Source organism: Amycolatopsis thailandensis, assembly GCF_002234405.1.
Taxonomy (GTDB): Bacteria; Actinomycetota; Actinomycetes; order Mycobacteriales; family Pseudonocardiaceae; genus Amycolatopsis; species Amycolatopsis thailandensis.
Map to the genome: position 1 here is coordinate 1 of NZ_NMQT01000100.1, position 26,761 is coordinate 26,761.

Annotated in this window: 28 protein-coding genes and 3 tRNA genes; 20 read left to right on the forward strand and 11 right to left on the reverse strand. The window is 68.7% G+C overall.

From position 1 onward, the window contains the following. From CFP71_RS27445 to CFP71_RS27480, 10 genes are all read left to right on the forward strand, one after another. Positions 1 to 1,096 (forward strand): thiamine pyrophosphate-binding protein (locus CFP71_RS27445; RefSeq protein WP_093936839.1); only part of this gene is annotated, 1,096 nt, incomplete at its 5' end. 245 nt (positions 1,097 to 1,341) lie between these two features. After that, positions 1,342 to 1,512, forward strand: coding sequence for a hypothetical protein (locus CFP71_RS44300; RefSeq protein ID WP_005163371.1), 171 nt, complete (start codon positions 1,342 to 1,344; stop codon positions 1,510 to 1,512). 249 nt (positions 1,513 to 1,761) lie between these two features. Continuing rightward, entirely contained in the window at positions 1,762 to 1,965 is a 204-nt protein-coding gene (locus CFP71_RS27450) for a cold-shock protein (protein ID WP_005163378.1), read from the forward strand. Between the two features lie 205 nt (positions 1,966 to 2,170). Then, positions 2,171 to 3,052 (forward strand): NAD(+)/NADH kinase, encoded by an 882-nt coding sequence (locus tag CFP71_RS27455; RefSeq protein ID WP_093936840.1) that lies wholly within the window; start codon positions 2,171 to 2,173, stop codon positions 3,050 to 3,052. Positions 3,053 to 3,133: 81 nt separating this feature from the next. Then, positions 3,134 to 4,387, forward strand: a complete 1,254-nt coding sequence (locus tag CFP71_RS27460) for a GAF domain-containing protein (RefSeq protein WP_093936841.1) — start codon at positions 3,134 to 3,136, stop codon at positions 4,385 to 4,387. Between the two features lie 67 nt (positions 4,388 to 4,454). Continuing rightward, the gene (locus tag CFP71_RS45410) at positions 4,455 to 4,577 is read left to right on the forward strand and encodes a hypothetical protein (RefSeq protein ID WP_279629241.1); all 123 of its coding nucleotides are present in this window, start codon (positions 4,455 to 4,457) and stop codon (positions 4,575 to 4,577) included. An 8-nt stretch (positions 4,578 to 4,585) separates the two neighbouring features. Beyond that, positions 4,586 to 5,713 carry a sensor histidine kinase gene (locus CFP71_RS27465; RefSeq protein WP_093936842.1) on the forward strand — a complete coding sequence of 376 codons (1,128 nt, stop codon included), beginning with the start codon at positions 4,586 to 4,588 and terminating at the stop codon, positions 5,711 to 5,713. Then, a complete protein-coding gene (locus CFP71_RS27470; RefSeq protein ID WP_093936843.1) occupies positions 5,710 to 6,348 on the forward strand; it encodes a response regulator in 639 nt (212 codons plus the stop codon). The genes CFP71_RS27465 and CFP71_RS27470 overlap by 4 nt, the downstream gene beginning before the upstream one ends. Before the next feature lie 106 nt (positions 6,349 to 6,454). Next, a complete protein-coding gene (locus CFP71_RS27475; protein WP_093936844.1) occupies positions 6,455 to 7,849 on the forward strand; it encodes a hypothetical protein in 1,395 nt (464 codons plus the stop codon). Beyond that, positions 7,849 to 8,814, forward strand: a complete 966-nt coding sequence (locus CFP71_RS27480; protein WP_093936845.1) for a glutamate ABC transporter substrate-binding protein — start codon at positions 7,849 to 7,851, stop codon at positions 8,812 to 8,814. The genes CFP71_RS27475 and CFP71_RS27480 overlap by 1 nt, the downstream gene beginning before the upstream one ends. A gap of 43 nt (positions 8,815 to 8,857) precedes the next feature. Here the strand turns inward: CFP71_RS27480 and CFP71_RS27485 are convergent, their stop codons facing one another. From CFP71_RS27485 to CFP71_RS27500, 4 genes are all read right to left on the reverse strand, one after another. Beyond that, on the reverse strand, positions 8,858 to 9,985 hold the full coding sequence (locus CFP71_RS27485) for a hypothetical protein (RefSeq protein ID WP_244199851.1): 1,128 nt from the start codon (positions 9,983 to 9,985) through the stop codon (positions 8,858 to 8,860). A gap of 387 nt (positions 9,986 to 10,372) precedes the next feature. Continuing rightward, the gene (locus CFP71_RS27490; protein WP_093936847.1) at positions 10,373 to 10,921 is read right to left on the reverse strand and encodes a DUF3558 family protein; all 549 of its coding nucleotides are present in this window, start codon (positions 10,919 to 10,921) and stop codon (positions 10,373 to 10,375) included. Positions 10,922 to 10,930: 9 nt separating this feature from the next. Further along, positions 10,931 to 11,347 (reverse strand): hypothetical protein, encoded by a 417-nt coding sequence (locus CFP71_RS27495; RefSeq protein ID WP_093936848.1) that lies wholly within the window; start codon positions 11,345 to 11,347, stop codon positions 10,931 to 10,933. Between the two features lie 94 nt (positions 11,348 to 11,441). Next, the gene (locus CFP71_RS27500) at positions 11,442 to 12,194 is read right to left on the reverse strand and encodes an ESX secretion-associated protein EspG (protein ID WP_244199852.1); all 753 of its coding nucleotides are present in this window, start codon (positions 12,192 to 12,194) and stop codon (positions 11,442 to 11,444) included. Positions 12,195 to 12,328: 134 nt separating this feature from the next. Here CFP71_RS27500 and CFP71_RS27505 point away from each other — a divergent pair, with 134 nt between their 5' ends. Beyond that, positions 12,329 to 15,004 (forward strand): serine/threonine-protein kinase, encoded by a 2,676-nt coding sequence (locus tag CFP71_RS27505; protein ID WP_093936850.1) that lies wholly within the window; start codon positions 12,329 to 12,331, stop codon positions 15,002 to 15,004. 67 nt (positions 15,005 to 15,071) lie between these two features. Here CFP71_RS27505 and CFP71_RS27510 read toward each other — a convergent pair whose 3' ends face one another. From CFP71_RS27510 to CFP71_RS27535, 6 genes are all read right to left on the reverse strand, one after another. Then, complete coding sequence (locus CFP71_RS27510; RefSeq protein ID WP_093936851.1) at positions 15,072 to 15,656, reverse strand: PaaI family thioesterase; 585 nt, start codon at positions 15,654 to 15,656, stop codon at positions 15,072 to 15,074. Positions 15,657 to 15,665: 9 nt separating this feature from the next. After that, positions 15,666 to 17,081, reverse strand: coding sequence for an MFS transporter (locus CFP71_RS27515; RefSeq protein ID WP_093936852.1), 1,416 nt, complete (start codon positions 17,079 to 17,081; stop codon positions 15,666 to 15,668). 214 nt (positions 17,082 to 17,295) lie between these two features. Beyond that, on the reverse strand, positions 17,296 to 17,766 hold the full coding sequence (locus tag CFP71_RS27520) for a hypothetical protein (RefSeq protein ID WP_244199853.1): 471 nt from the start codon (positions 17,764 to 17,766) through the stop codon (positions 17,296 to 17,298). A gap of 4 nt (positions 17,767 to 17,770) precedes the next feature. Then, positions 17,771 to 18,328: a SigE family RNA polymerase sigma factor gene (locus CFP71_RS27525; RefSeq protein ID WP_093936854.1), complete on the reverse strand. Its 558-nt coding sequence runs from the start codon at positions 18,326 to 18,328 to the stop codon at positions 17,771 to 17,773. After that, entirely contained in the window at positions 18,329 to 18,643 is a 315-nt protein-coding gene (locus CFP71_RS27530) for a hypothetical protein (protein ID WP_244199854.1), read from the reverse strand. Positions 18,644 to 18,959: 316 nt separating this feature from the next. Beyond that, positions 18,960 to 20,201 (reverse strand): L,D-transpeptidase, encoded by a 1,242-nt coding sequence (locus CFP71_RS27535; protein WP_093936856.1) that lies wholly within the window; start codon positions 20,199 to 20,201, stop codon positions 18,960 to 18,962. Between the two features lie 421 nt (positions 20,202 to 20,622). On the opposite strand from CFP71_RS27535, the gene CFP71_RS27540 reads away from it, so the two are divergent. Continuing rightward, on the forward strand, positions 20,623 to 20,826 hold the full coding sequence (locus CFP71_RS27540) for a cold-shock protein (protein WP_003097368.1): 204 nt from the start codon (positions 20,623 to 20,625) through the stop codon (positions 20,824 to 20,826). A 116-nt stretch (positions 20,827 to 20,942) separates the two neighbouring features. Here CFP71_RS27540 and CFP71_RS27545 read toward each other — a convergent pair whose 3' ends face one another. After that, the gene (locus CFP71_RS27545) at positions 20,943 to 21,365 is read right to left on the reverse strand and encodes a hypothetical protein (RefSeq protein WP_093936857.1); all 423 of its coding nucleotides are present in this window, start codon (positions 21,363 to 21,365) and stop codon (positions 20,943 to 20,945) included. A gap of 548 nt (positions 21,366 to 21,913) precedes the next feature. Here CFP71_RS27545 and CFP71_RS27550 point away from each other — a divergent pair. The 8 genes from CFP71_RS27550 (at position 21,914) to CFP71_RS27585 (ending at position 26,759) form a co-directional block, all read left to right on the forward strand. Further along, entirely contained in the window at positions 21,914 to 22,171 is a 258-nt protein-coding gene (locus CFP71_RS27550; protein WP_020633070.1) for a hypothetical protein, read from the forward strand. A gap of 126 nt (positions 22,172 to 22,297) precedes the next feature. Beyond that, positions 22,298 to 23,077, forward strand: a complete 780-nt coding sequence (locus CFP71_RS27555) for an SCO6745 family protein (protein ID WP_093936858.1) — start codon at positions 22,298 to 22,300, stop codon at positions 23,075 to 23,077. A 145-nt stretch (positions 23,078 to 23,222) separates the two neighbouring features. Beyond that, positions 23,223 to 23,295, forward strand: a tRNA-Glu gene (locus CFP71_RS27560). A gap of 28 nt (positions 23,296 to 23,323) precedes the next feature. After that, positions 23,324 to 23,397 (forward strand) — tRNA-Asp (locus CFP71_RS27565). A 31-nt stretch (positions 23,398 to 23,428) separates the two neighbouring features. Next, positions 23,429 to 23,502 (forward strand) — tRNA-Phe (locus tag CFP71_RS27570). A 130-nt stretch (positions 23,503 to 23,632) separates the two neighbouring features. Beyond that, the gene (locus CFP71_RS27575; protein ID WP_093936859.1) at positions 23,633 to 24,862 is read left to right on the forward strand and encodes an efflux RND transporter periplasmic adaptor subunit; all 1,230 of its coding nucleotides are present in this window, start codon (positions 23,633 to 23,635) and stop codon (positions 24,860 to 24,862) included. Beyond that, positions 24,859 to 25,563, forward strand: a complete 705-nt coding sequence (locus CFP71_RS27580) for an ABC transporter ATP-binding protein (RefSeq protein ID WP_093936860.1) — start codon at positions 24,859 to 24,861, stop codon at positions 25,561 to 25,563. Before CFP71_RS27575 ends, CFP71_RS27580 begins: the two co-directional genes overlap by 4 nt. After that, positions 25,560 to 26,759 carry an ABC transporter permease gene (locus CFP71_RS27585; RefSeq protein WP_093936861.1) on the forward strand — a complete coding sequence of 400 codons (1,200 nt, stop codon included), beginning with the start codon at positions 25,560 to 25,562 and terminating at the stop codon, positions 26,757 to 26,759. Before CFP71_RS27580 ends, CFP71_RS27585 begins: the two co-directional genes overlap by 4 nt. The last annotated feature ends 2 nt before the right edge of the window (positions 26,760 to 26,761 follow it).

A 26,761-nucleotide genomic window follows, 5' to 3' on the forward strand; every position in this document is an offset into this window, starting at 1 on the left:
GCTCGGCCGCACCGCCGAAGCGGTCGCGCAGCTGGTCGACGAGGCCCGCTATCCGGTGGTGATCGTCGGCGGCCGGGCCCGGTCGGCGCGCGAGGAGCTGATCGCCGTCGCCGACGAGCTCGCGCTCCCGGTGTACAACGCGTTCCGCCGTCAGGACGCCTTCCCCGAGAACCACGCGCGCTACGCCGGCCATCTCGGCATCGGCATCCCCGCCCGGCAGCTCGACGCGCTGGAGCGCGCCGACCTCGTGCTCGCGCTGGGCACGCAGCTCGACGAGGTCACCACCCAGTCCTACCGCTATCCGACGCCGTCGCAGACGCTGGTGCTGGTCGGCACCGGGATCGAGCCGGCCCGGCGCGGCGGCCTGACCTTCCGGGTCGACTCCGAGGTCGAGCCGTTCCTGCGCGAACTGCGTGACGTCGCCTCGCCACGGACGCGCCGCGCGTCGGCCGCGAACGCCGCCGTGCACACCTTCATGACGCCGCCCGACACCAGCGGCGCGACCCGCGTCCACCCCGCCGACGTCATCCGCGCGGTGCGCAAGCTCGCGCCCGAAGACGCGATCGTGACCAGCGACGCGGGCAACTTCGCCCAGTTCATGCACCGCTACTGGTGTTTCACCGCGCCGCGCAGCCAGCTCGGCCCGAGCAACGCGGCGATGGGTTACGCGGTCCCCGCGGCGGTCGCGGCGAAACTCGCCGAACCACGCCGCACGGTGATCGCGATGGTCGGCGACGGCGGCGCGCTGATGACCGGGCAGGAGATCGAGACCGCCGTCCGCTACCGCGTGCCGGTGACCGTCCTGGTGTTCCAGAACGGACTCCACGGTCCGCTCGCCGTGCGCCAGGCGCGCAAGCACGGGCGGCTTTCGGGGGTCACCGTCCCCGTCACCGACTTCGCGTCCTGGGCGCGCGGGCTCGGCGCCGCCGGATACACGGTGGACGACCGGGAGCAACTGGAGCCGATCATCGCGAGCGCGCTGGTCCGGCAACGGCCGTGCGTGATCGACATCAGGACGGATCCGGACGTGGTGACCCCGGACATCCGGCTGACGAGCCTGCTGGGCGCCGCGCGGCCGCAGCAGGGGCAGCAGTAAAGACACGGTTTTCTCAGGGGATACACAGAAACCCTTGTGGCGCCGCCTTCACCTGCTCCAAAAGGTGGGATCGAGATGACGACTCGGCCGACTTTCGGTCGCGGAGACCGGATTTTGTCGGTCGGCCGTGGCACAATCGCCGCAACACCGAGAGTCCGATATGGACCGGACGATCACCGGTGGGGTTGTTGGCACGCAGGGCGTCACGTCCTACTACGAGCATTGTGTTGACACTGGGAGAAAACATGGCTGACGAGACGAAGCCACAGGACAAGTCCGTTTCCGGCGTGGTGCCGGTGCTGTTCAGCGCGGACGCGGAGACCCACGACATCGCCGTCGTGGCCACGAACCGGGAGGCGTTGCGCCGTTCGCCGTTCGGCGCCGAGGTACCGTTGCGGGCGGCCAGCGGGGAATAGCCCTGCCGCCGGGAGCCGCGCCGCCGGGTAGTACAGTGCTGCCGCGCACACAGGGGTGAAGGCGCTTGTCGGCCTGCGTGAGGTGTGCTTTACTGCTCCAGGTCTCGATTTTTGTGTTCGTGTTGGTTCACGCTCGCAGAACTCAGCGGGCGTAGTGTCTCCTCGTGTTTCCGGGGAAGCAAACCGTCTGGTCATGACCCGGGCTGCCGACGTGGCTTCCTGTTTGTTTGTGTTGCATATGGAGATTTTATGACTCAGGGCACTGTGAAGTGGTTCAACTCCGAGAAGGGGTTCGGCTTCATCACTCCCGACAACGGCGGCGGCGACGTCTTCGTGCACTACAGCGAGATCAAGGGCAACGGCTTCCGTACCCTCGAGGAGAACGCCCGCGTGGAGTTCGAGATCGGGCAGGGCGCGAAGGGTCCGCAGGCCACCTCGGTCACCGTGATCTGATCCAGGTTTTCCAAGCAGGGCCGCCATCCCTTCGGGGAGGCGGCCCTGCTGCTTTTCACGGGGGCTTTCCCGGGGCCGCCGCCCGCCGAACTGACCAAAATGGCCGTGTTCGCACAGCGAGTCGCGATGCAACCTCGTGCAACTCTTTCTTTCGCGGCCCGGACGTCGTTTCCTTGTAGGGACTTGGCGCGGCAGCGGAGGACATGTGGGCGAAGCGGTTGCGGGGATCGTGGCGAACCCCGCTTCGGAGCGTGACATCCAGAGCCTGCGCTCGGCACTCCGCGTGGCCGGGGTCGGCCGGGTGATGGTGTGGACCGAGGCGGGGAAGATCATCGGCACGGTCCGCCGGATGGTGGACGCGGGGGCGAGCGTGCTCATCTGCCTCGGCGACGACGGCCTGATGCGGGCCGCCGCGGCCGCGTGTGGCGACGTCCCGCTGCTCATGATGCCGACCGGGAGCACCGACGTGCTGCCCGAGCCCACCGTCGCCGGGCTCGCCGCCGGGCTGCTGGCCACCCACCAGGTGGACGCGGACCTGGTCACGAACCGCGCGACCATCCTCGAAGTCGTCACGAAGGCACGCCGGGAGATCGCGCTCACCGACGTCAGCGTGTCCTCGGAGAGCCAGTGGGGCCCCGCCTCGCTGACCGAGCTGTACTGCACGTTCGCCGTCCCGGACGGGATCGGGCTCTCCAGCATCCCCGGGCGGCTGTGCCCCAGTCCTAAGTCCACTGTGGACGGTGTCGCGGTCTCGCTCGGGCCGGTCGACGAGACGCCGTACGTCGTGCAGGCGCCGATCGCGCCCGGCGAGGTCCGGTCGGTGGGTGTCCGGGGCTGGAGCGTGCTGCATCCCGGGGTCCGCGTCGACCTCCGCGCCGGCGGCGGTTCCATCGCGCTCGACGGTCAGCCGCACTTCGTGCTGAGGCCGGAAGAGAGCGCTTTCGTCGAGTTGAAGCCCGACGGCCCGTGGTGCGTCGACGTCCGCGCCGTGATGGCCGAGGCCACCAGGACCGGCCTGCTCCTCGGACGACGGCCGAAGGGCGCCTTTCCCGCGTCCCGCCTGGCGGACGCGCCCTTCTCCGGGTAAACCTCGCCCAGGTCACAGAGCCCTTCCGCGCGCCGGGATCCCCAGGCACACTGGCCGGAACGGACCAAGGGAGTAGGCCAGGTGCAGCTGGAGGCGGCGTTGCCGGTCGGCGCGGATCCGCGGCGGCACGCGCTCGCCCTCGCGAAGGTGCACGAGGCCGCCCTCGCCGGGGCCACCCTCCCGAGTCACCCGCGCGCGGTCATCGGCGCGTCCTGGCGGCGCATGCGCCGTCTCGGCCTGGACCCGGATCGCGGCGCCCCCGTGCCCGCGCTCACCCCGGAACAGCTGGAGACCCGCCGTCGCCAGAGCGGTCTCGCCGCCGTCCTGCCCACCCTGCGTGGTGGTCTGATCAGTCTCGCCGAGCAGTCCGCGCACATCATGGCCGTCGTCGACGCCGACGGCCGCGTCCTCTGGCGCGACGGCAGCACCGCGGTCCGCCGCCGCGCCGACGCGCTCGGATTCGTCGAAGGCGTCGACTGGCACGAGAACTCCGCCGGTACCAACGCCATCGGGACGGCGCTGGTCGCCCGGCATCCGGTCCAGGTCTATTCCGCCGAGCACTACGTCCGTAACCAGCACGACTGGACCTGCGCCGCCGCGCCGCTGCACGATCCGCGGGACGGCAGGCTCCTCGGCGCCGTCGACCTCTCCGGCCCGGCCTCCACCGTGCACCCGACGACGCTGGCTCTGGTCGACGCGGTCGCGAAACTCGCCGAAGCGCAGCTGCGCACCACCCATCTCTCGGAACTCGAACGGCTGCGCGGGCTGGCTTCGCCCCTGCTCACCAAGCTGAAGGGCCGGGCGGTCATCGCCGACCCGCACGGCTGGGTCGCCGCCTCGGCGGGTTTCGTCCCGGTCGGCCGGATCGCGCTGCCGAACGACGCGACCGCGGGCCGGACCTGGCTGCCCACCTACGGGAACTGCCTGCTGGAACCGTTGCCCGGTGGTTGGCTCGTCCGGGTCGCCGACGAGGAGGACGCGCCGCCGACCCGCGTCGTCCTCGACCTGAAGTCGTCGCGGGAGAGCACGCTGCACGTCTCGGGCGCGGCGGGCACCTGGTCGCATCGGCTGAGCCCGCGCCACGCGGAGATGCTGTACGTCCTCGCGCTCCACCGGGAAGGGCGGTCGGCGTCGGAACTGTCGTTCGACCTCTTCGGCGACGCCGGCCGCACCGTCACCGTCCGCGCGGAGATGTCCAGGATGAGGCGGCATTTCGGCGGGATCCTGCTGGCCAGGCCGTACCGGTTCGACGACGGCGTCGAGGTCGTCGTCGAGCGGCCCGCCGACGGTGGCGAGGTCCTCCCGTACTCCGTCGCGCCCGCCGTCCGCGCCTGAACCTCCACCCCCGGTTCAACCCGGCGACGGTCCCGGTCCACCCCTTGGCGTGCCTAACGTCCGGGCCATGGGAAAAATGAACGTGAAAGGCCTGTTGGGGCTGGTAGTGATAGGTGTCGTCGTCCTGCTGGGGTTCCTGGCGTACCGCCTGATCCTGGTCGAGATGATCACGCGGCTGAGCGATCACTGAGGGAGCACATGGGGAAGCGTGAAAGGCCGCTGCTGCCGGACACGATCGCGCCGAGCTGGCTGGTCGTCCAGCTGCTCGGCACGGCCGCGGTCGTGGTGGTGCTGCTGACCGCACGCGAGTCCAGTGCGTGGATCTGGACGGCGTACGGCGTCTGCGGGGCCTGCTGGCTGGGCTTCGTGGCGGCCTCTCCGCGCTTTCCCCGGGTGGCGACCGTCCTGCTCGCGGTGGCGAGCGTCGCGCCGTCGATCGCGCTCGGCTGGGCGGAGGACTCCTCCGCCATCGTGCTGGCGGTGGTCACGGTCAGCCGGTTCGCCACCCTCACCGAGCCGTCGGTGGCCGCCATCCTGGGGGTGGTGGGGCTCGACGCGAGCCTCGCGGCGGTCACCGGCCTGGTCGCGGGCGCGTCCGAACCGCTCGTGTTCGGCAACGTCGGCGTGCTGCTCGTGCTGATGCTGCTGGGGTTGAACCGGCGGCAGTACGAGGTGCAGGCGGCGCAGGCGGCCGCGCTGCTGGAACAGACCAAACTGGCGCAGAGCGAACACGCGCGGGCGGCCGCGCTCGACGAGCGCACGCGCATCGCCAGGGAGATCCACGACGTCCTCGCGCATTCGCTGGGAGCGCTGGGAATCCACCTGGAGGTCGCCGAGGCCCTGCTGGCCGAGAAGTCCGATGTGGACGGTGCGCTCGGCAGGGTCCGGTTGTCCCGCCGGCTGGCGGCGGACGGGCTCGCCGAGGCGCGGGACGCCGTCGCCGCCTTGCGCAGTGACGTCCCGTCGCTGGCCGAAGCCTTGCGTCAGCTGGCGAACGCGCACCACGCCGGGGTGTCCTACGAGGTTTCGGGGGAGCAGCGGCCGTTGCCGTCCGCCCAGGTGGTCTCGCTGGTGGGGGTCGCACGGGAGGCGTTGACCAACGCGGCGAAACACGCGTCCGGGCGGCCGGTGTCGCTCCGACTGATCTTCACCCCATCGGAGGTCCGCTTGCGGGTGTGGAACGAACTCGGCGACGTCGTCCGATCGGAGGAAACCGGCGGTTTCGGGCTCACCGGGATGAGGGAGCGGCTCGCGCTCGCCGGTGGCACGCTGACCGCGGGCCCGGACGGCGGGCGCTGGACGGTGGAGGCGGTGGTGCGGGCGTGATCCGGGTGGTCGTGGTCGATGACCAGCAGGTGATGCGCGAGGGGCTCGTCGCGTTGCTCGGGCTGATCGACGGTGTCGAGGTCGCCGGTTCGGCGGGCGATGGACGGCAGGCGCTCGACCTGCTCCGTCACACCGCGGCCGACGTCGTGCTGATGGACCTGCGCATGCCCGTACTGGACGTGGTGGCCGCGACCAGGCTGCTCAAACGCGATCACCCGGAGATCGCCGTCGTCGTCCTCACGACGTACGCCGACGACGCGTCGATCGCCGACGCGTTGCGCGCCGGAGCCCGCGGCTACCTGACGAAGGACGCCGGCCGCGCCGAGATCGGGGCGGCCGTCCGCTCCGCCGCCAACGGGCAGGCGATCTTCGCCGCCGAAGTCTCCGACAGACTCGTCGCCGCACTCGAATCGAGAACGGTCACCCGGGCCAAGACCGGATTCCCGGACGGCCTCACCGCCCGCGAAGCGGAAGTGCTCGGCCTCATCGCGCGCGGGTTGTCCAATCCGGAAATCGCCGCCGAGCTGTTCATCGGCGAAGCCACCGTGAAAAGCCACATCAATCACGCTTTCGCCAAGATCGGTGTGCGCAATCGTGCGGAGGCCGTGCGATACGGCCTGGAAAAAGGCCTCTGACCCAGGCGGGAGATCACGTGCCGATGACACACGCCGGTGTCACTGGCTGCGCCGATCCCGACTCGGATACCTTCTTTGCGGGTAGAGCCAATGGGGAGGATCGGCGATGACGAGCACTGTGACCCGGCCGGGGCCGCCGGGCAGCCCCGCGCCGCCCCCTGCGCCGGAAGGCCGCAGCGGGATCGCCGGGCTGCTCGAACTGCCGGGGAACGGGGTCCGCGCGATCATCCGGTCCGCGGCGACCACGCCGGGCAGGCTTTCGGTCATCGCGATCGGGCTCGTCCTGCTGTCCCTGGTCGCGGGCCTGTTCGGCGCGCTCGCGGCGCAGGACAAGAAGGACACGATCAACGGCCTGATCGACCACCGCGAACCCCTCGCGGCCGCCGCGCAGCAGGTCTATCGCGCGCTCTCGGACGCGGACGCGACAGCGGCCAGCTCGTTCCTCTCGATCGGCACCGAGCCGCTCCCGATGCGCCAGCGGTACGAACGCGACGTCGCGGAGGCCGGTGCGGCGCTGGCGAAGGCGGCGTCGGACTCTTCCGGTGTCGACGAAGCGGCCGAGCAGATCAACACCCTCGGCCGTGAGATCCCTGTCTACACAGGACTGATCGAGACGGCGCGCACCTACAACCGGCAGGGTTATCCCGTCGGTGCCTCGTATCTGCGTGAAGCCTCCGAACTGATGCGGGCGAAAATCCTTCCCGCCGCACAGGATCTGTACCGCATCGACACCGACCGGCTCGCCGCCGAACAGGACGACGCGACCGGATTTCCTTGGCTGGCAACGGCTTTGCTGCTCGCCCTGCTCGCCGCGCTGATCGTCACGCAGGTGCATCTGACCCGGAAGACCAACCGGTTGCTGAACGTCGGGCTCGTCGCCGCGTCGGTGTCGGTGGTGGTCGCCCTGCTGTGGGGCGCGGTGGCGCTGATCGTGCAGAGCAGCCTCGTCGGCAGCGGCGAGGAAGACGGCTCGCACCAGGTCGACGTCCTCGTCCGCGCCCGGATCGCGGCTTTGCAGGCACGAGCCGACGAAACGCTGACCCTCGTCGCCCGCGGCGACGGCGCGGCGTACGAAAAGGACTTCGGCGATCTCGCCGCGCAACTCGGCGGGTCGGACGGCCAGGGCGGCCTGCTGGGCGAGGCCCGCGGTCTCGCGGCGGGCGGTGTGGCCGCGGACAAGGTGGACGCGTCCATCCAAGCGGCGTCGGCGTGGTTCAAGGCGCACCGCGAAGTGCGGCGCCTGGACGACGACGGCTTCTACCAGGACGCCGTCGACACGGCCATCCGTGACGACAAGAAGGACGGCGCGGCCGGGGCGTTCCTGCGGCTCGACGAGAACCTGGTGGCCGCGATCAACGTGGGACGACAGGAATTCCTCGACGACACCCGCGGCGGCGAACGCGCGCTGACCCTGCTCGCGCCGGGGATCGCGGTGCTGGCGTTGATCGCGGCGGCGGGGTCCGCGTTGGGGATCCGTGAACGGCTGAGGGAGTACCGGTGATGCGGAACGGTCTGCGAACGGCCGTGCTCGGCGCGGTCTTGGTGCTGGCGACGGCTTGCGGCAGTGCGGGGGCGCCGGTCGATCCGGCTCCCGCCGGTGACGTCGCCCCGCCGCAGCCCGCCAACGTCGGCGGTGCCGACAACGCGGGTGGTGGCGGGACGGCCGACACGAGCTGCAACCCGTTGGCCAGCCTGCGGCCGATCAACGGCACGTCGATCACGAGCGGTTCGACGATGGCGAAGATCAAGGAGAACGGCAAGCTGATCGCCGGCGTCGACCAGACGACGTTCCTGTTCGGTTTCCGGAATCCGACGTCGGGTCAGCTCGAAGGCTTCGACATCGACATGGTCAACGAGATCGCGAAGGCGATCTTCGGCAGCGCGGAAGGCCGCGTGCAGTTCCGGGCGATCCCGTCGAAACTGCGGGAAGAGGTGCTGGAGAAGAAGCAGGTCGACATCGTGGTCCGGACCTACAGCATCACCTGCAGCCGGCTGAAGAAGGTCGGCTTCTCGACGGCGTATTACAAGGCCGGGCAACGGATCCTGGTCGAATCCGGGTCGAACGTCACCCAGCTCTCGGATCTCGGCGGACGGCGGGTGTGCGCGACCAAGACGTCGACCTCGCTGACGAAGATCGCGGCGGATCCGTCGAAGCCGGTGCCCGTTTCGGTGGACAACTGGTCGGACTGCCTGGTGATGTTGCAGCAGAAGCAGGTCGAGGCCGTGTCGACGGACGACGTCATCCTCGCCGGGATGCTCGCGCAGGACCCGACGCTGAAGATCGTGGGGGACCGGTTCAGCGAGGAGAACTACGGCATCGGTGTCCCGAAGGAGAACGAGGACATGGTGCGGTACGTGAACGCCGTGCTGGAAAACGTGCGCGGTGGCGCGTGGCAGGCGAGCTACGCGAGGTGGGTCGGGAACAAGCTCGAAGGCGGGACACCGCCCCCGGCTCAGTACAAGTGAGAACGGGCCGTTCGGGATTCACTCCCGAACGGCCCGTTTCTCGTCACGAGGACTTCTCGCCGATCACCGGCGGCACCGGCTTCATGTCGCCGTCGTAGCCGCCGAACAACACGTCGGCGTCTTCTTCCTGCAGGTAGTTCGGGGCCTTCTTTTCCTTGTCCTCTTCCTTCTGCCCCTTGCCGCCCGGAGCGCCGGCACCCATCGGACCGTGGCCGCCGCCCTTGCCCGCGGCCGCCGCGCCACCCCGGGTGACCCGCTCCTCGGGCAGCTTGCCCGACCCGGATCCGCCCTTGCCCGCGAGCTTCTCGGCCTCACCGGCCGGAACCTTGCCGCCCGCGAGCCGCTCGGCGACGTTGCCCGACCCGCCGTTGCGCCCGAACCCGCCGCCGCCACCGGTCAACCGGCTGGCCGCGCTGCCACCAGGCCCGCTCGGCGTCCGGCCCGGCTTGCCGCGGTACTGCTCGCTGCCCAGCCGTCCGAGGCCGGACGGCCCAGGACCGTTCACGGCCGCCAGCCCCGGCGTCGGCCCCGGCCGGAGCGACCCCGGCGGCCCGCTGAGCGGCTGACCCGGCCCCGGCACCCCGGTGTGCCCGCCACCTGTGGTGATCCCGGGCCCGGGACCCGACGTCGGCCCCGGCCCACCCGAGTAGCCCGGACCGCCTGTGTAGCCCGGCCCACCCGTCTGGCCAGGACCACCCGTCTGGCCCGGTCCGCCACTGAAGCCTTTGGCGTCGGTACCCCCGGAGAACCCGGACGCCGTCGTCGAATCGCCCATTTCCGGCGGCGGGGCGAAGGTGGGCTGCTTGGAATTGACGTCGAAGAGCGACTGGTCGTAGGTGTGCATCACCTGCGCGGCCTGCTGGTGCGCCTGGAACGACTGCTCCTGCTTGGCCGAGATGTTGCCGACCGTCTCCACCGCGCCCGCGAAGTTGCCGTCCCCGAGCTGCTGCATCGCGTTCTTGTACTCGGCGTTGCGGTCGAAGGGAACCTCTTCGGGCATGGAGTTCTTCGCGGTGGTGGCCGCGGCCGCCGACTGGGAGAACCGGTTGGACGCGAGGTAAGCGCCGTCACCCGACGTCTTGGCCCAGGTGCTCAAGCTCTTGAAGAACCCATGAGCCGTGTTGGCGGCCGTCCCTTGCCAGTGCGCCCCTTCTTTGTTGGACGCCGTCATGAGAGCGTCACTGAAGGTATGGAGCGCATCCCCCTGGGTATTCCACAGCTCGCCTTGCCTGTCGACGTCGACGGGATCAAGGTTGTCGGTGACCATGTTCTTGAGGTCGCTATGAGGTCTGGCCTCGTAGCGCTGGTCGGACGGGTTGAGACCCGACCTGAATTCCTGGCCCTGCGCTAGCTTTTCGCCTTGCTGGGCTGAGTATTCACCTGCCCGCATCTCCGCGGTCGCTTTGGCCGTGACTGAGTTGCCACCGGGTCCCTGGGCAGTCCGGTCGTACTCTTCGGAGTAGCGCTTTCCCTCGTAGGTTCGGTGCACCTTGCCGGTCAAGCTTACGTCGATTCCGGATTCCGTCCGGTCGTGGCCGCCAGCCATTGTCCCTCCGCTTCAGCTGCCCTGTGGCAATTTCGAGGCGAGTTGTTCGGCGACTTCTTTGGAAGAGGCGCACGCCTCTTCGTTCGAGCCTTTGAGGAGAGTGGTTCCCACGGTCATGCGAGCTTTGGGGCCCACCGCGACGCCGATCATGCAGGTGTATGTGCCGCCTGACCCCGGAATCTCCACGGCTTCCCGGCCTGCGATCTGTGTGGGAACCTTGGTGCCGCGACCAGGGGTGAGTTCATCGATTCCGGCTTTGTCGACCAGGTAGGTGCTGATGACACCGTATTCGCTTTTCTGCGCCTGGCATCCGTTGTCGCTCTCGTAGTCTTCTTCGGTGGGTTTCGAGAACCCTTTTGGCGTGGTCACCGGTTCGAGCAGTGCGCAGGCCTTCAGGTCTCCGAATATCTTTCCAGAAGGCGTTGTCTGTGGTGAAGAGCCGGCGGAGGCGGAAGTTGATCCGGGACTCGGAGTTCCTGTCTTTTCGGGCGAGCAGCCCGAGGAAGTGAATGCGATCGCGAGGATCGCGGGAATCGCCACGCTGCGGACGTTGATCTTCATTGGCCTTTATCAGTCCCGATCGAATTGCTTGAGTTGGTCGGCGCCATCCGAATCTCGTTGCTTGTATTTGGTTATGGCGATTTCGATGGCTTCGCGCGCTCTGTTCGCAACATCTTGGAGGGCGTCGAGCTGAGTCTTGGCGGAAAGATCGTCGCCATCCGCCACCCGCACCGCGTGGTCCCCGACCTGCTGGGAGTACGGGCTCTTGCCGAGCTTGGGGCTTTGGGCGAGATGGTCGAACCGCGTCTTGGTCCCCATCCAGCTGTCGAGGTAGTCGCGCAGTGCCGTCTTGTACGCCTCTCCCATTTCGGGACTGACAGCGAACTGCCCTTCCTTCGCCGCCGTCAGCATCTGGTCGGCCTGCGCCGAGAAGTCCCCCAGCATCTGCGAGAAGTCGCCCGGTGGTCCGCCGGTGCCGTCAGTCATGGTCTCTCCCCTGTACCAAGTGCCGGTTACTCGTAGCGCTCGTCAGATCACGATATCAGCGGAAACGGCCCCGAAGGCCGCTGTCCGGCGAGGATCACGCGCTGCCGACGCGGGCGGCTTCGACCAGGTCGTGGATCCATCGTGCCAGGTGAGAGCCACTCGTCGGGGTGAACGTGCGGCGGACTTCGCCGTCGGGGAAGCGGTCGGTGGCGAGCATGAAGCGGCCCTGGACGCTGTCGAACCACTGGACGCTCTTCTGCTGCGGTTTCCCCCGATCGTCGCGCAGGGTGATGCCGAGCGTGCCGAGCCGCGCGAGCGGGAATTCGAAGAAGCGGCCGGCCGCGCCCAGACGGAGGTTGCCGGGGTCTTCGTCGAACGGGTCGTCCGGTCGTTTGGCCGGGGGGAGGGTGGTGGATGTTGTCACCCGTCCGGGGAACGGTGGCAGTGACGGCAGGTAGCCGAGGAGGGTCGCGACGACCTGTTCGGGGTAGACCGGCTCGAAGAGGATGTCGAATCCGCGTTGCTGGCTCACGACGCCCAGACGTTGGTTCCAGGCACCCCGATAGAGGTATTCGGCGTCCTGCTCTACCTCGTGCGCCTCCAGGGTGACGACGAAGTCGCCCGTCGCCCAGAGCCGGAGCGCTTGTTCGTAGTCGCGCAAGAGTTCGCGGCCGCGGGCGAAGCCTCGGTCGGCCAGGCCGGCCCAGACCTCTTCGCAGTGCCGCTCGCGTTCGGTGACGGTGGTACCGACGGTCGGGATTTCGAAGGGCAGCACGAATCTGCCGAGCCCGAGTTCTTCGAGTACGACGTCGAGCTGGGCCATCGACATCGAAAATGACGCAGGCACCCGGTCCTCCCCCTCATCACCTGCTGAATCGGTTCTCTCCCGAACCGTAGCGGGTTCGACCCGGCGCGGGCACGACCTGCCTGCTCACGTCTAGGATCAGGTCCCAAGCCGTCGCGGGGATTCGGGAGGTACCAGTGTCGGAAGAGCCGCGCCGTCCTCGGCACGCAGCGCCGGATGACCCCACACCCGAGCGCGAGGCGGAGTCCGCCTCCTGGACGCCGCCGGCGCCGGTCCGCTGGGAAACGCCCGAACCGTCCATTTCCGGCAGGCTCGACTTCTCGGAGCCGCCGAAGGCGAAGCCCCAGCCCCCACCGGAGACGGACGCCGAGCGCACTATCTTCCACGCGCCCGTCCAGCGACCGCAGACGCCGCCGCGCGGCCAGCAGCGGCCGATCCCCGGCGCCGAGGACCCGACGCGTCCCCCGGGCGAGATGGCCCCCGTGAGCCCGCAGACCCAGATCGTCCGCCCCGCCTGGCAGGCCCCGGTCGACGCGCCCCAGCCGACCAGCGTGCTCTCCTCGCCGACGCCGGAGACGCAGAGCATCATGCCGCCGTCGCCGCGCGTCGACCACGGCCCCGGCACACTTCCCGACCCCGGCACCGAAAGCGTCCTCCCCGAACGTTCGAGTGAAAGCCGGGGCACGGGTACCGGCACCGGGACCGGATCGGGCAGCCGGGGCACCGGCACCGGAACGGGTTCGTTCCCCGGCACCGCCCGCCGGACGTCGTCGCGCACCTCTCGTCGCGGCCGCCTCGGCGCCGGGCTCGTCGACGTCCCGCAGGTGCCCTACCGCGACCCGGCGTCCGCCGTCCTCGACAACCCGATGGTGTCGGAGGAGAAACGCTTCTGCGGTAATTGCAGCGCCAAGGTCGGCCGCGGCAAGGACGGCGAACCCGGCTCGCCGGAAGGCAACTGCGAGAAGTGCGGGAACCCGTTCTCCTTCGTGCCGAAGCTGCGGCCGAACGAGATCGTCGGCGGCCAGTACGAGGTGCTCGGCGCCCTCGCCTACGGCGGGCTCGGCTGGATCTACCTCGCGCAGGACCACAACGTCAGCGACCGCTGGGTGGTGCTCAAGGGCCTGATCGACACCGGTGACGCCACCGCGATGGCGGCCGCCGCCAACGAGCAGCGGTTCCTCGCCGAGGTCGAACACCCCAACATCGTCAAGATCCACAACTTCGTGCAGCATCCGGACGGCGACACCGGCAACTCCGTCGGCTACATCGTCATGGAGTACGTCGGCGGCCAGTCGCTGCGCCAGCTCGCGCTCGCGCACCACCGCGAGACGAAGCGCCCGGAGCCGCTGCCGATCGGCCAGGTGATCGCCTACGGGCTCGAGATCCTGCCCGCCATGGGCTACCTGCACAGCCAGAACCTGCTGTACTGCGACCTCAAGCCCGACAACGTCATCCAGACGCACGAACAGCTCAAGCTGATCGACCTCGGCGCGGTCCGCCGGACGGACGACTACGAGAGCCCGCTGTTCTTCACCACCGGCTACAGCGCGCCCGAACTGGCGACCCATGGCGCTTCGGTGGCCTCGGACCTGTACACGGTCGGCCGCACGCTCGCCGTCCTCAGCTTCGAGTTTTCGGGCTACACCAGCAAGTACAAGACGACCCTGCCGGGCCCGGACGTCGTCCCGCTGTTCGCGCTCTTCGGTTCGTACTACCGCTTCCTGAAGCGCGCGACGCACACCGACCCGGATCGCCGGTTCATCGCCGCCGAGGAGATGGGCGACCAGCTGACCGGTGTGCTCCGCGAGATCATGGCGCTGGGCACCGGAAAACCGCGACCGGGCGCTTCGACCGTCTTCGGCCCGGAGACCCGCACGTTCGGCGTCGAGCTGGTCGTCCCTGAGCACGGCGGGAGCGTTCCGCTGCCGGATCCGGGCGAGGTGGTCTCGGGGCTGCCGATCCCGCAGGTCGACACGGACGACCCGGCGGCGGGGGTGCTCGCGTCGACGGTCGCGCTCGACCCCAAGGGCGCGATCGAGTCGCTGGCCGGCGCGCCGCGCGAGTCGATCGAGGTCCGGTTGCGCATCGTCCGCGCCAGGATCGAACTCGGTGAGCTGGTCGAGGCTCAGCGGCAGCTCCAGGCCGCGCAGTACCTCGCGATCAAGGCGGGTTTCCCGCACGACTGGCGGATCGACTGGTACCGCGGCCTGATCGAGCTCGCGGGCGGCCGGTCCCGCGTCGCGCACGTCGCTTTCGAAGCGGTGTACGACGACCTCCCCGGCGAGATCGCGCCGAAGCTGGCATTGGCCGTCAGCGCGGAGGGCGTCGGAGACTACTTCGGCGCCGCGCGCTACTACGAGCTGGTGTGGCGAACGGACCGGTCGTACGTCAGCGCCGCCTTCGGACTCGCTCGCGTGTACCTCGCGCAGGGCGCCAGGGCCAGCGCGATCGAGGTGCTGGAGGCCGTCCCGGCGTCCTCCTCGCACTACGTCGCCGCGCAGGTGGCCGCGATCAAGATCAAGACCAGGATCAACGGCGGCGGCAAGGACCCGGTGATGGTGTCCGAGCGGGATCTCGTCGACGCTTCGTCGAGGCTCGAGCGCCTGCAACTCGACGCCGAACGCCGCACGCGTTTGTCGGCGGAGGTCCTCGAAGCCGCGCACGGCTGGCTCAACGCGCAGAACCGGCCGACGCCGGGCGCGAAGGTGCTGGGTTGCGACCTGGAGGAACGGGATCTGCGGTTCGGGCTGGAGCGGTGCTACCGGACGCTGGCCCGGCTGGCCGGATCGGTCGATCAGCGCGTCGAACTCGTCGACAAGGCCAACGCGATCCGGCCGAGGACCCTGACCTAGAACGCATTTCGTCCTCTGAATGCGGTAGTTGGTACGTCGAACTACCGCATTCAGAGGACGAAATGCATCATGGGTTGATGTCCCACTCGCGGTCGCGCTTGGCCTTTTCGTGCGCGGCGGCGAGCTTTTGCAGCGCCTGGGGATCCCCGTGGGTGCTGAAGTGCTCGAACTCGACCCGCACGAACAACGCCCGCGCCCGGACCGCGACCGGGCCGTCCTCGGCGTCCAGCCGACCGTCGGCGCTCACGTAGATCTTCCGGCCGGCGACGCCGTCCAGTTTCGTGACGATGTAAAGGGTCGAACCGACCGGCACAGGCCGGAGGAAGTCCGTCTCCAGTTTCCCGGTGACGGCGGGGCGCCGCAGCAGGTTGCCCACCGTCGCGCCGAGCGCCTCGTCGAAGGCGCAGGCCAGCAGGCCGCCATGGGCGAGGCCGGGCGCACCCTGGTGGGCGGAGGTGACGGTGAACTTGGAGTACACCGTCGTCCCTTCGCCCACCGTCGAATGCAGGTGGAGCCCGGCCTCGATCTCGTCGCCGCACCCGAAGCATTCACCGAAGTGGATGCCGAGATGGCTGCCCGGCTGCGGGGCTTTCGGGTGGACCGTCGCCGGTTCGACTTCGACCGGCGGCCACGGCTGCGAGATACGGCTCATGGACAGACGTTAACTCGCGGGTAGCTCCGAGGCGCCGCCGGGAGTGGCCGTTTCCGGCTTCCGGCGCCGCGCGATCCGCGAGTTCACGATGCCGCGCAGCGAAACCCCGGCCGTCTCCGGCAGCAGCAGGATCGGGATGGCCGCGATCGCCGCCGCGCCCATCAGGTAGTACGCGGGCCACAGGTTGTCGCCGGTGTTCTTCACCAGGCTGCCGATGATGTACGACGCCGTCCCGCCGAAGAGCGCGGTGGAAACGCTGTACCCGATGGAGAAACCGCCGTAGCGCTCCTGCGTCGGGAACATCGCCGGCAGCGTCGCCGCGAGCACGGCGAGGATCAGCACCAGCGGCACCGCGATCATCACGAGGCCGAGCATGAGCTGCCAGGCGTTCCGGTCGTCGGCGGCCGCGCCCATCAACGAGAACGCCGGGATCGGCAACACCAGGAAGCTCGCGCAACTCGCGATCAGGATGGGTTTTCGCCCGATCTTGTCGGACAGGATGCCGACCGGCACGATCAAGATCAGCATCAGCGCGATGGTCGCCAGGATGATCAGCAACGGTGTGTGGCCGCTGAAGCCGACCACGTCCTTGAGATAGGTCTCCAGGTACGTGATCACGATGTAGTCGGCGACGTTCAGCATCACGACGATGCCGATCAGGTGCAGGATCGACGTCCAGTGCTTCTTGAGCAGCGCCTTCAGCGGCGACTTCTCGACCTGATCCTTCTTCTCGATCTCCTGGAACAGCGGAGTGTCCTCCAGCTTGTTCCGCAGGTAGAGACCGACGATGCCGAGCGGGCCCGCGATCAGGAACGGCAGTCGCCAGCCCCATTCGCGCATGGCGTCGTCGCCGAGGACCACGGTGAAGATCGTGACGAAGCCGGCGCCCATCGCGAACCCGACGAGCGTGCCGAACTCCAGCCAGCTGCCCCAGAAACCCCGGCGCCGGGCGGGCGCGTACTCGGCGATGAACGTCGCCGCGCCGCCGTACTCACCGCCCGCCGAGAAGCCCTGGATGGTCCGCAAGAGGATCAAGAGGACCGCCGCGGCCGGACCGATCGTCGCGTAGGACGGCAGCAGGCCGATGATGAACGTCGACCCGGACATCAGGATGATCGTCAGCGCGAGAACCTTCTGGCGCCCGATCTTGTCCCCCAGCGGACCGAACACGAAGCTGCCGAACGGCCGCACGACGAAGGTGATCGCCAGCACCGCGAAGGTCGCCAGGGCGCCCTCGGAAGTGCTGGAAGCGTTGAAGAAGACCTGTCCCAGAATGGCCGGCATGAAGCCGAAGACACCGAAGTCGTACCACTCGATGCAGTTACCCATCGCCGCTCCGGCGACGGCCTTTCTGATCTGCTCAGGTGGGGCCTCCGCGGGTTCCCCTTTTTCCTGATGCGACGCGCTCAGCGCCTCTTCGGCCATGGGTTTGACCTCCCGACCCACCCGTTTACTTACCCATCGACGAGGGTTTGTTCCCCCGACCGTAGGTGTTCAAACGTCCGGGCTCAGCGCTTTGGATCGATCGCGCGAGGGTCGTTCCCCCAAAAAGGTGACGAACCACCAGGTGAAACCGATGTCGGAGAATTTCCGATTACTTTGGGTGACACCTCGGGATTCGGACGTTCCGGGCACCCGGTCATCGCGTCGAGCTCGCCGGCGGTGGTGGCTCGCTCGGCTCCTTCGTCGGGGTGGGCCCGCCGCGGGGAGGGATCGCCGTCGTCGTGCGCCCCGGCTGAGGGGTCCTGGGCGTAGTACGTGTCTGACCCGATTTCGACGACGTCTCGGGAACGACGGGTGGCGGATCGTGAGGTGCCACCTCCGGACTCGGGGGCGGCTCGGCGGGAACGGGCGTGACGGGCGACGGAGACACGGTGGACAGTCCCGGCCCGGCGGGCTGCACCGGCGCGGTTCCTTCGCCGCCGTGACCGCCGACGGCGATCGCGCCGAGCACGATCACCGCGACCGTCGCCAGCGAACTCCCCGCCACCGCGAGTCGCTTGCGTCGTCGCCGGATCCGGCCACCGCGCTCGATGATGTCCGCCGCCCGGATGCCCAGCGGGGGACCGCTCGCACCGTACGAAAGCACGCCTCTGATGTCCTCGTCCATCTCCTCACCTCCCATCGTCGTGCGCTCCGCTCAGGGCCAGTTCACTGAAATGCGGCCCGAGCCGCTTGCGCAGGGTCGCCAGACCCCGCGCGCCCTGACTCTTCACGTTCCCGGTGCTGCAACCCAGCGCCGCGGCCGTCTCCTCGACGCTGAGATCTTCGAAGTAGCGCAGCACCAAGACCGCCCGCTGCTTCGGGGCGATGCCGGACAGGGCGTGCCTGACCAGCATCTCCTGTTCCGTGCCGCCCGTTTCGCTCGGCGTTTCGGGAAGGGCGTCGGTGAGCTTCTCCCGTTTGCGCCAGACCCGCCGATGCTCGGAGAGAAACGTCCGCAGCACGATCTTGCGCGCGTAGCCGTCGAGCGCGTCGTGCCGGGAGAGCCTCGGCCAAGCCAGGTAGAGCTTCAGCAGCGCGGCCTGGGTGATGTCCTCGGCCTGGTGCCAGTCCCCGCACAGGAGGTACGCGGTGGCTCGCAGGCTGTGCGCGCGCTCGTCGAAGTACCGGGCGAACTCGCCGTCCCACGGCGAGCCCGTCCCGGTCTTCGACGAGCGGCTCGACGACACCTAGTTGCCGGCTCCTTCGACGATGGCGGGGAGGTTCAGGTCCCCGGTCGGCCCGGCCGGGACGGCCTTGGGCACGCGGTGCTCACCCGGGGCGGCGACCTCCGGGGTCCTCTGCGCGGGCCGCGGCTCGGTGGTGGCGCGGGTCGGCGCGGGCGCCGGCTTGTCGGTGGTGGGGGCCTTGGTGGGCGGCTGGGGCGCCGGGGTGACCGTCGACGACGGGGCGCTCTGGTCGGCCGACGCCAGCGACGTGGTCGCGAAGGCGGCACCGCCCGCCAGCAGCAGCGCGCCGAGGGTAAGAGCGATACGAGTACGCAAGAGTGTCTCCTCGATCCGGGCGCCGCTCATTGGCCGCGGCGCCTCACGTCGTTAGACATGCGCCCCGCCCGGCTTGGGGTTGCAGTGACTTTTCCGCGCGCTGACGGAAATATTTCGCCGGGCGCTCGACCGCAGGTCAGCGGCGGTTCACGAGTAAGGCGCCCGGCAAAATATTTCCGTGGCCTCCGGCCGAAAGCGGCGCGCGGGTGAAGTCTTCCCGTCGCGCTGGCGCGCTCCCGGAAGACATGTTCTCGGTCAAGACGCGAACGGCCGGAGACCGCAGGGGTCTCCGGCCGCCCGGTTCCATGGAAGTACTTCAGCTCGCGAGAGCGGAAAGCTTGGACCACTCGGCCCAGTCGTAGGTCCAGTCGCTGTAGTCGCGCGCCCGGTTGATCTTCTGGGTGCTGCCTTCGATCTCGACGGGGTCCCCGACCAAGGCGCCGTCCATGTACGCCTTGGCGTTCGCCGGCGCCAGGTTCACGCAGCCGTGCGAGATGTTCTTCTTGCCCTGCGCCCAGATCGACGGCCCGTATCCGTGGATGAACTCGCCGTTGGTGGAGAACCGCACCGCGGACGGCACGACGATGTTCTCGTAGTTGTAGCGCTCGTTGGTCATCGAGTACGTGTCGTGCTTCGACATCACGACGTGCGTGCCGCTCGGCGTGACGCGGCCCGGGTCGGCGTCGAGGCCGTAGCTGGCCGGGTAGTCCGCGATCTGCTGACCGTCACGGATCACCAGGAGCCGGTGGGTCTGGGTGTTGCCCTTGACGACCTGAGAGCGGCCGATGGTGAAGCTCGCCGAGCGGTCTTCCTTGCCGTACACGCCGTCGCCGATCTTGACGCCGTAGATCTTGGCGTTGAACTTCACCGTGGTGCCGGGCTGCCAGTAGGCCTTGGGCCGCCAGTGCACCGAGGTGTCGTCGTGGACCCAGGCCCACGATCCCTCGGTCTTCGGCGTGGTCTCGACCGACAGCGCCTTCTCGACCGAGGCCTTGTCCGTGACCTTGCTCGGGAACGTCAGCGTGATCGGCATGGCGATGCCGTACGTCTGCCCGTCGAAGACGTTGATGTTCGCGCCCACCTGCTTGCGCGGTTTGACCGTGGTGAAGGCCCCGCCGATCTCGACCGGCTTGCCGTCGGTGCCGGTGGCCTTGCCGGACCACGTGTAGCCCTTGCCGTAGCCGAGCTGTTCGGTGGTGGACCAGCTCTTCTTGTCTTCGGACGGCTGGCCCGCGACCTGCTTGCCGTCCGGGTTGGTCAGCACGACCTGGTCGAGCGTGCCGTCGGCGACGGTGACCTTGATCGGTTGGCCCGGCGCGACATCCTGCGCGCCCACGGCGGGCTCGTAGGTCAGTTTGGCAGGCGCCGCCGCTTTGTCGCCGGTCTCGCCGCTCATCTGGCCGCCGCTGTCCGGCCCGCTGGCCGACACGGTCGGCTCGCTGCTGCACGCCCCCAGCGTCAGAACGGCGACCAGCCCCAGTGCCGCGAACGCCGCCCGGCGGCGCGCGGTTTCAGTGAACCTCAAAGCTTCCCCTTTGCTCCCCTGTACACCGACCATGACGTCCGGACAGCCCTGTTCGTTGATCCGATCCGTAGTGATGCGAGTCACAATCGGGTGGATCCTAGTTCACGATCGGGGCATGACCGACTTCGGTCCGTGTCCGTCCTGGACCCGAGGTCGATGTGCGGCGACAGGGTAGCGAGAGGGTCCGACAGAAGTCGGATCGGTATACGACGTTCCGGTGACCTTGGTACTCGGGGGTGCCCAGAGTCCGATCACGGGCTTCAAATATGGCCAGATCCCGGTACTCTGCCATCAGGCCGTCGTTTTGCGTGTTCGTGGCTTCACACTCGCGGAACTTCTGACGCGAGCCATGAGCCGGTGACGCGCTCTTCGCTCGACTCGTTGGAACCGCCCGGGACGGTCTGGGTGTCGCTTCGGAGGCACTCGAAGCGGATGTGCAACGAGGAGTAAAGCGGTGGCGCAAGGCACTGTGAAGTGGTTCAACGCGGAGAAGGGCTTCGGCTTCATCGCGCAGGATGGCGGCGAGGGCGACGTCTTCGTTCACTACTCGGAGATCGAGGGCCGCGGTTTCCGCACTCTCGAGGAGAATCAGCGAGTGGAGTTCGAGGTCGGTCAGGGCCAGAAGGGCCCGCAGGCCCAAAAGGTCCGCGCGATCTGAGTCCGCCCTTCGGCGTTGCTCAGACTGAACAGAAAAGCCCCCGGCGATCTCGCCGGGGGCTTTTCTATGGTCTTCAAAACTTCTTCGATTGTGCTGTTCCGTTCCGGGGGTGACGGTCAGCGGGGAACGGGCTGCTGCTCCCACGCGTCGGCGTCGAAGTGGAATTCGTCGGTGTGGGCCTCTTCGTGGCGGCGCTGCTGGGCCGAGTTGGCCTGCGATTCCCACGAGAGGCGCTCGAGGATCCATTCCTGCGCCAGCGCCTGCGGCGACAGGTTGCGCTCGGCGGCGGCGTCCTTGAGTTGTTCGCAGGCGATGAGGTTCATCCGCAGCTGGAACACCTGCGCTTCGCCGAAGCGCTTGCCGGTGCCGGTGCTCTCCGGGTCGTTGTCCGGGGCGAGGGCGCGAAGGTAGCTGGTGAGCTCCGTGTCTTCGACGACCGCTTCGGCCTCCTTGGTGGGGGAGTTGCGGTGACGACCCGGGTTGACCGGCTTCATGTTCGTGCGGCTGCCGCTACGACGGCTCAGGGAAGGAAGGGGCACCGGGCCACGATAACGGTTCGGTCTCGGCAAACCAACCACAGTGAGCCACGACACACCGACTTTTCTGTCCCATTCGGCCCAACCCCGAGAGGAAACCGATTTCCCGTGATCACAACCCGCAATCAGAACCACCAATGAGAACCATTCACGAAGCGTGAGATGCGGTCCGGATCCGGACCGAGCGTGGGCTGCCAACCGCCACAGAACGGACCCTGGGGGTTTGGGGGGTGGCCCCCCAAAACACGGAGCGACCCCCGCGCCAGGGGGAGGAACGCGGGGGTCGGAGGGGATCTCCACAGGCGCTGACCGGGGGTGTGTCAGCAAATCGATTGTTGCACGGTTTCCTGAGAAGGGCGAGTGGGCGCGGGCAGAATTCCGGTCGGCGCGCCACCCGTGGTTCGCCTGTGGTTCATGTGGCGACGGTGTGCGCGTGATTGCTCTGCGTTGTGCGGAGCGTGTCGACAGGTTCACTCTCCGGGGGGCTGTGTGTCGCGGCCGGCTCTGGCTAGCCTCGCGGCCAAGCTGTTCGTTGGCCGTCTGGAGGAACCATGGGTGGGTCTGTGGAAGTGCGACAGTTCCTCCTTCGGTACGAAGGTGCCGATGGGGGAAGCTCGACGACGTTGGCTGGTGGTCTGCCGGCGCAGCGCACGGGTCAGGGGGATGCCCAGCGGGTGTCCGACGACCAGGTGCGGCGTGCCCGGCTGGCGGTGGCCAACGGGGCGCTGGGCGTCGATGACTGTGTCCAGTTGCTGGACATGCTGGGGTTGACGCTGGATGAGGACGGGCAGGCGCCCGTCCAGCGCTGAAGTCGTCTCACGAAGCCCGGTCGTGCGGTGTTCGCCGCTCGGCCGGGCTTTCGTTTGTCCTTGACGAGGGAACCGCCAGTTATGTAACACTGTTTTTATTCAACTGGCGGGAAGGTGGCGGGCGGTATGGGTGACGAAGTGGCGATCGCGGCGGCGCGGGAGATCCGGGGCGCGGTGCAGGTGCTGGGCGGGAAGTTCATGACCTCCTCGGAGCTCGCCGAGGTCGAGGCCGAGGTGGGTCTGTCGCCTCGGGCGCTGTACCTGCGCGGGCGTTCGGCGGTGCTGGGCGATCCGCCGCCGAAGGTGGTCGCGAAGCTGTTCGGGATCTTCCCGTCGTGGCTCTTCGAGTTCGCTTTGCCGCCCGCGATTGCGGCTCTGGACGCGGCCTCCGCGGTCCGTGCCTACTCGCGGTCATCGGCGAAGTGGGCTCACGTCAGTCTTTCGGGGGCCGCCGATCCCGGTCGTCTGGCCGATCTGCTCTTCCGGCTCGTCGGCGCCGCGGACGCGAGTGGTCTCGCGTTGTTCGCCGGATGGCAACTCGCCGAACGCCCGGAAGACGACATCGAGCGCCTGGCGTTCGCGCTCATGGTCTTCCGCGAGTTTCGCGGTGGCGTTCACTTCGCGGCCCTTCGCGCGGCCGGCCTGACGGTCCCCGAGGCCGTCGTCGCGGATCCGGAAGGCGGCCGCGGGCGTCTCCTGCGCACCGCGTGGTCCGAGGAGGCGGCCGACGAACTGATCGCCGCGGCGGAGGCGAAGGGTGATCTGCGCGAGCGGTGGCGGCACGCCGAGGACCTGACCGACCGGCGCGTGGCCGAACTCCTCGCCGTCACTCTTACGGACGACGAGCGGGACGAGCTTCGGGGGCGTCTCGGCGCCCTGCGGGACGCGTCGGCCCTGATATCCTGAGCTCGCCGCGTTCTCGCAGGTCCCAGCCCTGTGAACAACTAAGGGACCCCCTGTGCGGGAGCGAAAACAGGGGTGTCCTATAGTTATGTTCGCTCCCGGGGACACCGGAGAGCGCGGGTCGGTCGGTTCGCCGAAACCGAACCGGGCTCCCATCGTCCAGCGGCCTAGGACTCCGCCCTTTCAAGGCGGCAACGCGGGTTCGAATCCCGTTGGGAGTACGCAGTACAGTTACAAAGCAGTATGCAAGGCCCTGTGGCGCAGTTGGTTAGCGCGTCGCCCTGTCACGGCGAAGGTCGCGGGTTCGAGTCCCGTCAGGGTCGCAAGATCGTTCGGCTCCTTGCCGGCGTTCCCGGCCAGGTAGCTCAGTTGGTACGAGCGTCCGCCTGAAAAGCGGAAGGTCGCCGGTTCGACCCCGGCCCTGGCCACCGCTCTCAGAACCGCCTCGATGCATGTCGAGGCGGTTTTTTCATGCCCGGGATCGACTTCGTCGGGATACACAGCGGGCTCACAGGCAATCAACAGGTCATTGCCAAGCAACGGCAGCAGTGTCGCCGCATGACGCGAGCTCGCCCCTCCAGGACCTGGGTGCTCAACGGTGTCCTGATCGTGCTCCTGGCCGGAGCAGGTTTCGGGATATATCAGGCATTCAGTCCCGAACAGAACACCGCGCAGGCCCAGACCCGCAGTACGCCGGTCCGCCGGGCCACGGTCACCGAGACCGTCTCCGCCGCCGGGACGCTCGCCAGCGGGTACACCGGCACCGCGAACTTCGCCACGGCGGGCAAGGTCGCGTCGATCGACGTGAAGGTCGGCGATGTCGTGTCGGTGGGCCAGAAGCTCGCGACCATCGACAGCGCTCAGGCGACGAAGGAGCTTCAGGTCGCGAAGGCGAACCTCGTGGTCGCCCGGGACAACCTCGACACCGCCGAGACAGCGGAGGACACGCCCGCCACCGGACAGAACACCCAAGGCGCCCAGAGCAGTCAGAACAGCGTCGCCTCGGCGCAGGCCAAAGTGGACCAGGCCGAGCTCGACGTCCAGAACGCGCAGACCGCGCTCGGCAACACCACGCTCGGCGCGCCCGGCGCGGGAACGGTCACCGCGATCAACGGCACCGTCGGACAGCAGTCCTCCGCGAGCTCCCAGTCGTCCACGACTGGCGGGAACCAGCAAGGGAACTCCAGTGCCGCGACGTCGTCTTCGTCCAGTGGTGGCAGCGGGTTCATCACCATCACGAACATGACCGACCTGGTCGTCGACACTTCGATCGCGGAGATCGACGTCAGCAAGGTCAAGGCCGGCCAGAAGGCGACGGTGACGCTGAACTCGTCGCCGGACAAACCGGTCCAGGCGACCGTTTCCAGCGTCGATCTGACGCCGACGACCAGCGGCAGCGTGGTCTCCTACAAGACGAAGCTGACGCTGACCGATCCGCCGGAAGGGCTTCGGCCCGGGCAATCCGCGAGTGTCGTGGTCACCGTCGCGGAGGCGCAGAACGCGTTGAGCGTCCCCGCCGCGGCCGTGCGGACCACGGGCAGCAGGAACGTCGTCACCGTGCGGGAGAACGGCCAGGAAACCCAGCGCCAGGTGCAGGTCGGGATCCGCGGCGAGTCGACGGTGCAGATCACCTCGGGGCTCACCGAAGGGGAGAGCGTCGTGCTGACCGCGACGGCCGCCACCGGCACCGGGAACACCGGAGGCACCGGCAGGACGGGTGGTACGGGCGGCTTCCCCGGCGGTGGCCAGCGCGGCACCGGCACCGGCGCCGGAGGCGGTCGGGGATGAACCCGGTGATCGCGGTCTCCGGGCTGCGCAAGACCTACGGGGAAGGGGAAACCGCCGTGCACGCCTTGCGCGGCGTCGACCTCACCGTCCTGCCCGGGGAGTACGTCGCGATCATGGGCGCGTCCGGTTCGGGCAAGTCGACGCTGCTGAACATGCTGGGTTGCCTGGACGTGCCGACCTCGGGCGAGTATCTGCTCGACGGTTTCGGCGTCGGCGAGCTCAACGAACGCCAGTTGGCGTTGCTGCGCAACCGCAAGATCGGCTTCGTCTTCCAGTCCTTCAACCTGGTCCCCCGAACCTCCGCTGTGTCCAATGTGGAGCTTCCTCTCGTCTACAGTGGACTAAAGAGGTCGGTGCGGCGCGAACGCGCGCTCGCCGCGCTGGAGATGGTCGGCCTGACCGACCGTGCCAAGCATCTGCCGAGCGAGCTGTCCGGCGGTCAGATCCAGCGGGTGGCCGTGGCGCGGGCGCTCGTCACCGGGCCGGCGATGCTCCTGGCCGACGAACCCACGGGCAACCTCGACAGCCGCAGCACCGCGGACGTCCTCGGCGTCTTCGACCGGCTGAACCGGCTCGGCCGCACCATCGTGGTGATCACGCACGAGGACGAGGTCGCCGCGCACGCCCGCCGGGTGGTCCGCGTCGACGACGGGCTGATCGTGTCCGACGAGCCGACCCGGGCCGTGGGGGTGGCGTCGTGAACTTCCTGGAGATCCTGCGGTTCGCGATCCGCGGTCTCACCGCGAACAAGCTGCGGTCGGCGCTCACCACGCTCGGCATCACCATCGGCGTCGCGGCGGTCATCCTGCTCGTGGCGGTGGGGAACGGCGCGTCCGCCGCCATCGCGGCGAGCATCCAAGGGCTCGGCACCAACGTCGTCAACGTCTCGCCGGTACGCGGCGGCCAGGGCGCGACGGCGCGCCCGCTGACGGTGCAGGACGCCCACGCGCTCGTCGACCCGGTCGGCGCGCCGGACGTCAAGGCGGCGTCGCCGGTGGTCACGACGACGGCCACCGCGACCCGAGGCCAGACGTCGTACGACATTTCGAGCGTCGTGGGCACCGAACCCGCGTACTTCACCACGACCAACAAGGAGATCGCCGACGGCGCGCCGTTCACCGCCGAGGACGTCACCGCCGGGCGGAAGGTCGTCGTCCTCGGCGCTACGGCGGCCCAGTCGATCTTCGGCACGGCCGAGCCGGTCGGCGGGAACGTGCTGCTCGACGGGATCCAGTTCACCGTCGCCGGAGTGCTGAAGGCCCAGGGGAGCACCGGGCCGCAGAACGCCGACGACGTCGCGATCGCGCCGATCTCGGCGGTGCAGAACTCGTTGGCGGGCTACGGAAGCCTCAGCCAGATCGCCGTACAGGCGGCGGGCGCGGACTCGGTTTCCCTCGCCCAGGCCGAAATCACCGCGATCCTCGACGCACGGCACGGGATCCGCGCCGGCGGCACCGCCGACTACCAGATCCAGAACTCCGAACAACTGCTCGCGACCCGCACTTCGGCCACCGAGACGTTCACCGTGCTGCTCGCCGCCGTCGCGGCGATCTCGCTGCTGGTCGGCGGGATCGGCGTCACGAACATCATGCTGGTGACGGTGACCGAACGGATCCGCGAGATCGGCATCCGCAAGGCCGTCGGAGCACCGCGTTCGGCCATCCTCGGCCAGTTCCTCGCCGAAGCGACCATGCTCAGCCTGTTCGGCGGGCTGCTCGGTGTCGCGATCGGGCTGATCGGCAGCCGGTTCACGATCTCCGGGATCCAGCCGGTCGTGGTGCCGTCCTCGATCTTCCTCGCCTTCGCGGTTTCCGCCCTGATCGGGCTGTTCTTCGGGGTCTTCCCAGCGAACCGGGCCGCGAAGCTGCGGCCGATCGACGCCCTGCGTCACGAATAGGA

Coding starts and splice junctions, on each gene's coding strand:
- CFP71_RS44300 (WP_005163371.1), top strand. CDS start 1,342: ATGGCTGACGAGACGAAGCCACAGGACAAGTCCGTTTCCGGCGTGGTG.
- CFP71_RS27490 (WP_093936847.1), bottom strand. CDS start 10,921: ATGAAGATCAACGTCCGCAGCGTGGCGATTCCCGCGATCCTCGCGATC.
- CFP71_RS27580 (WP_093936860.1), top strand. CDS start 24,859: ATGAACCCGGTGATCGCGGTCTCCGGGCTGCGCAAGACCTACGGGGAA.
- CFP71_RS27450 (WP_005163378.1), top strand. CDS start 1,762: ATGACTCAGGGCACTGTGAAGTGGTTCAACTCCGAGAAGGGGTTCGGC.
- CFP71_RS27475 (WP_093936844.1), top strand. CDS start 6,455: ATGACGAGCACTGTGACCCGGCCGGGGCCGCCGGGCAGCCCCGCGCCG.
- CFP71_RS27485 (WP_244199851.1), bottom strand. CDS start 9,985: ATGACGGCGTCCAACAAAGAAGGGGCGCACTGGCAAGGGACGGCCGCC.
- CFP71_RS27510 (WP_093936851.1), bottom strand. CDS start 15,656: ATGAGCCGTATCTCGCAGCCGTGGCCGCCGGTCGAAGTCGAACCGGCG.
- CFP71_RS27520 (WP_244199853.1), bottom strand. CDS start 17,766: ATGGACGAGGACATCAGAGGCGTGCTTTCGTACGGTGCGAGCGGTCCC.
- CFP71_RS27495 (WP_093936848.1), bottom strand. CDS start 11,347: ATGACTGACGGCACCGGCGGACCACCGGGCGACTTCTCGCAGATGCTG.
- CFP71_RS27575 (WP_093936859.1), top strand. CDS start 23,633: ATGACGCGAGCTCGCCCCTCCAGGACCTGGGTGCTCAACGGTGTCCTG.
- CFP71_RS27550 (WP_020633070.1), top strand. CDS start 21,914: ATGGGTGGGTCTGTGGAAGTGCGACAGTTCCTCCTTCGGTACGAAGGT.
- CFP71_RS27465 (WP_093936842.1), top strand. CDS start 4,586: ATGGGGAAGCGTGAAAGGCCGCTGCTGCCGGACACGATCGCGCCGAGC.
- CFP71_RS45410 (WP_279629241.1), top strand. CDS start 4,455: ATGGGAAAAATGAACGTGAAAGGCCTGTTGGGGCTGGTAGTGATAGGT.
- CFP71_RS27555 (WP_093936858.1), top strand. CDS start 22,298: ATGGGTGACGAAGTGGCGATCGCGGCGGCGCGGGAGATCCGGGGCGCG.
- CFP71_RS27480 (WP_093936845.1), top strand. CDS start 7,849: ATGCGGAACGGTCTGCGAACGGCCGTGCTCGGCGCGGTCTTGGTGCTG.
- CFP71_RS27535 (WP_093936856.1), bottom strand. CDS start 20,201: ATGGTCGGTGTACAGGGGAGCAAAGGGGAAGCTTTGAGGTTCACTGAA.
- CFP71_RS27515 (WP_093936852.1), bottom strand. CDS start 17,081: ATGGCCGAAGAGGCGCTGAGCGCGTCGCATCAGGAAAAAGGGGAACCC.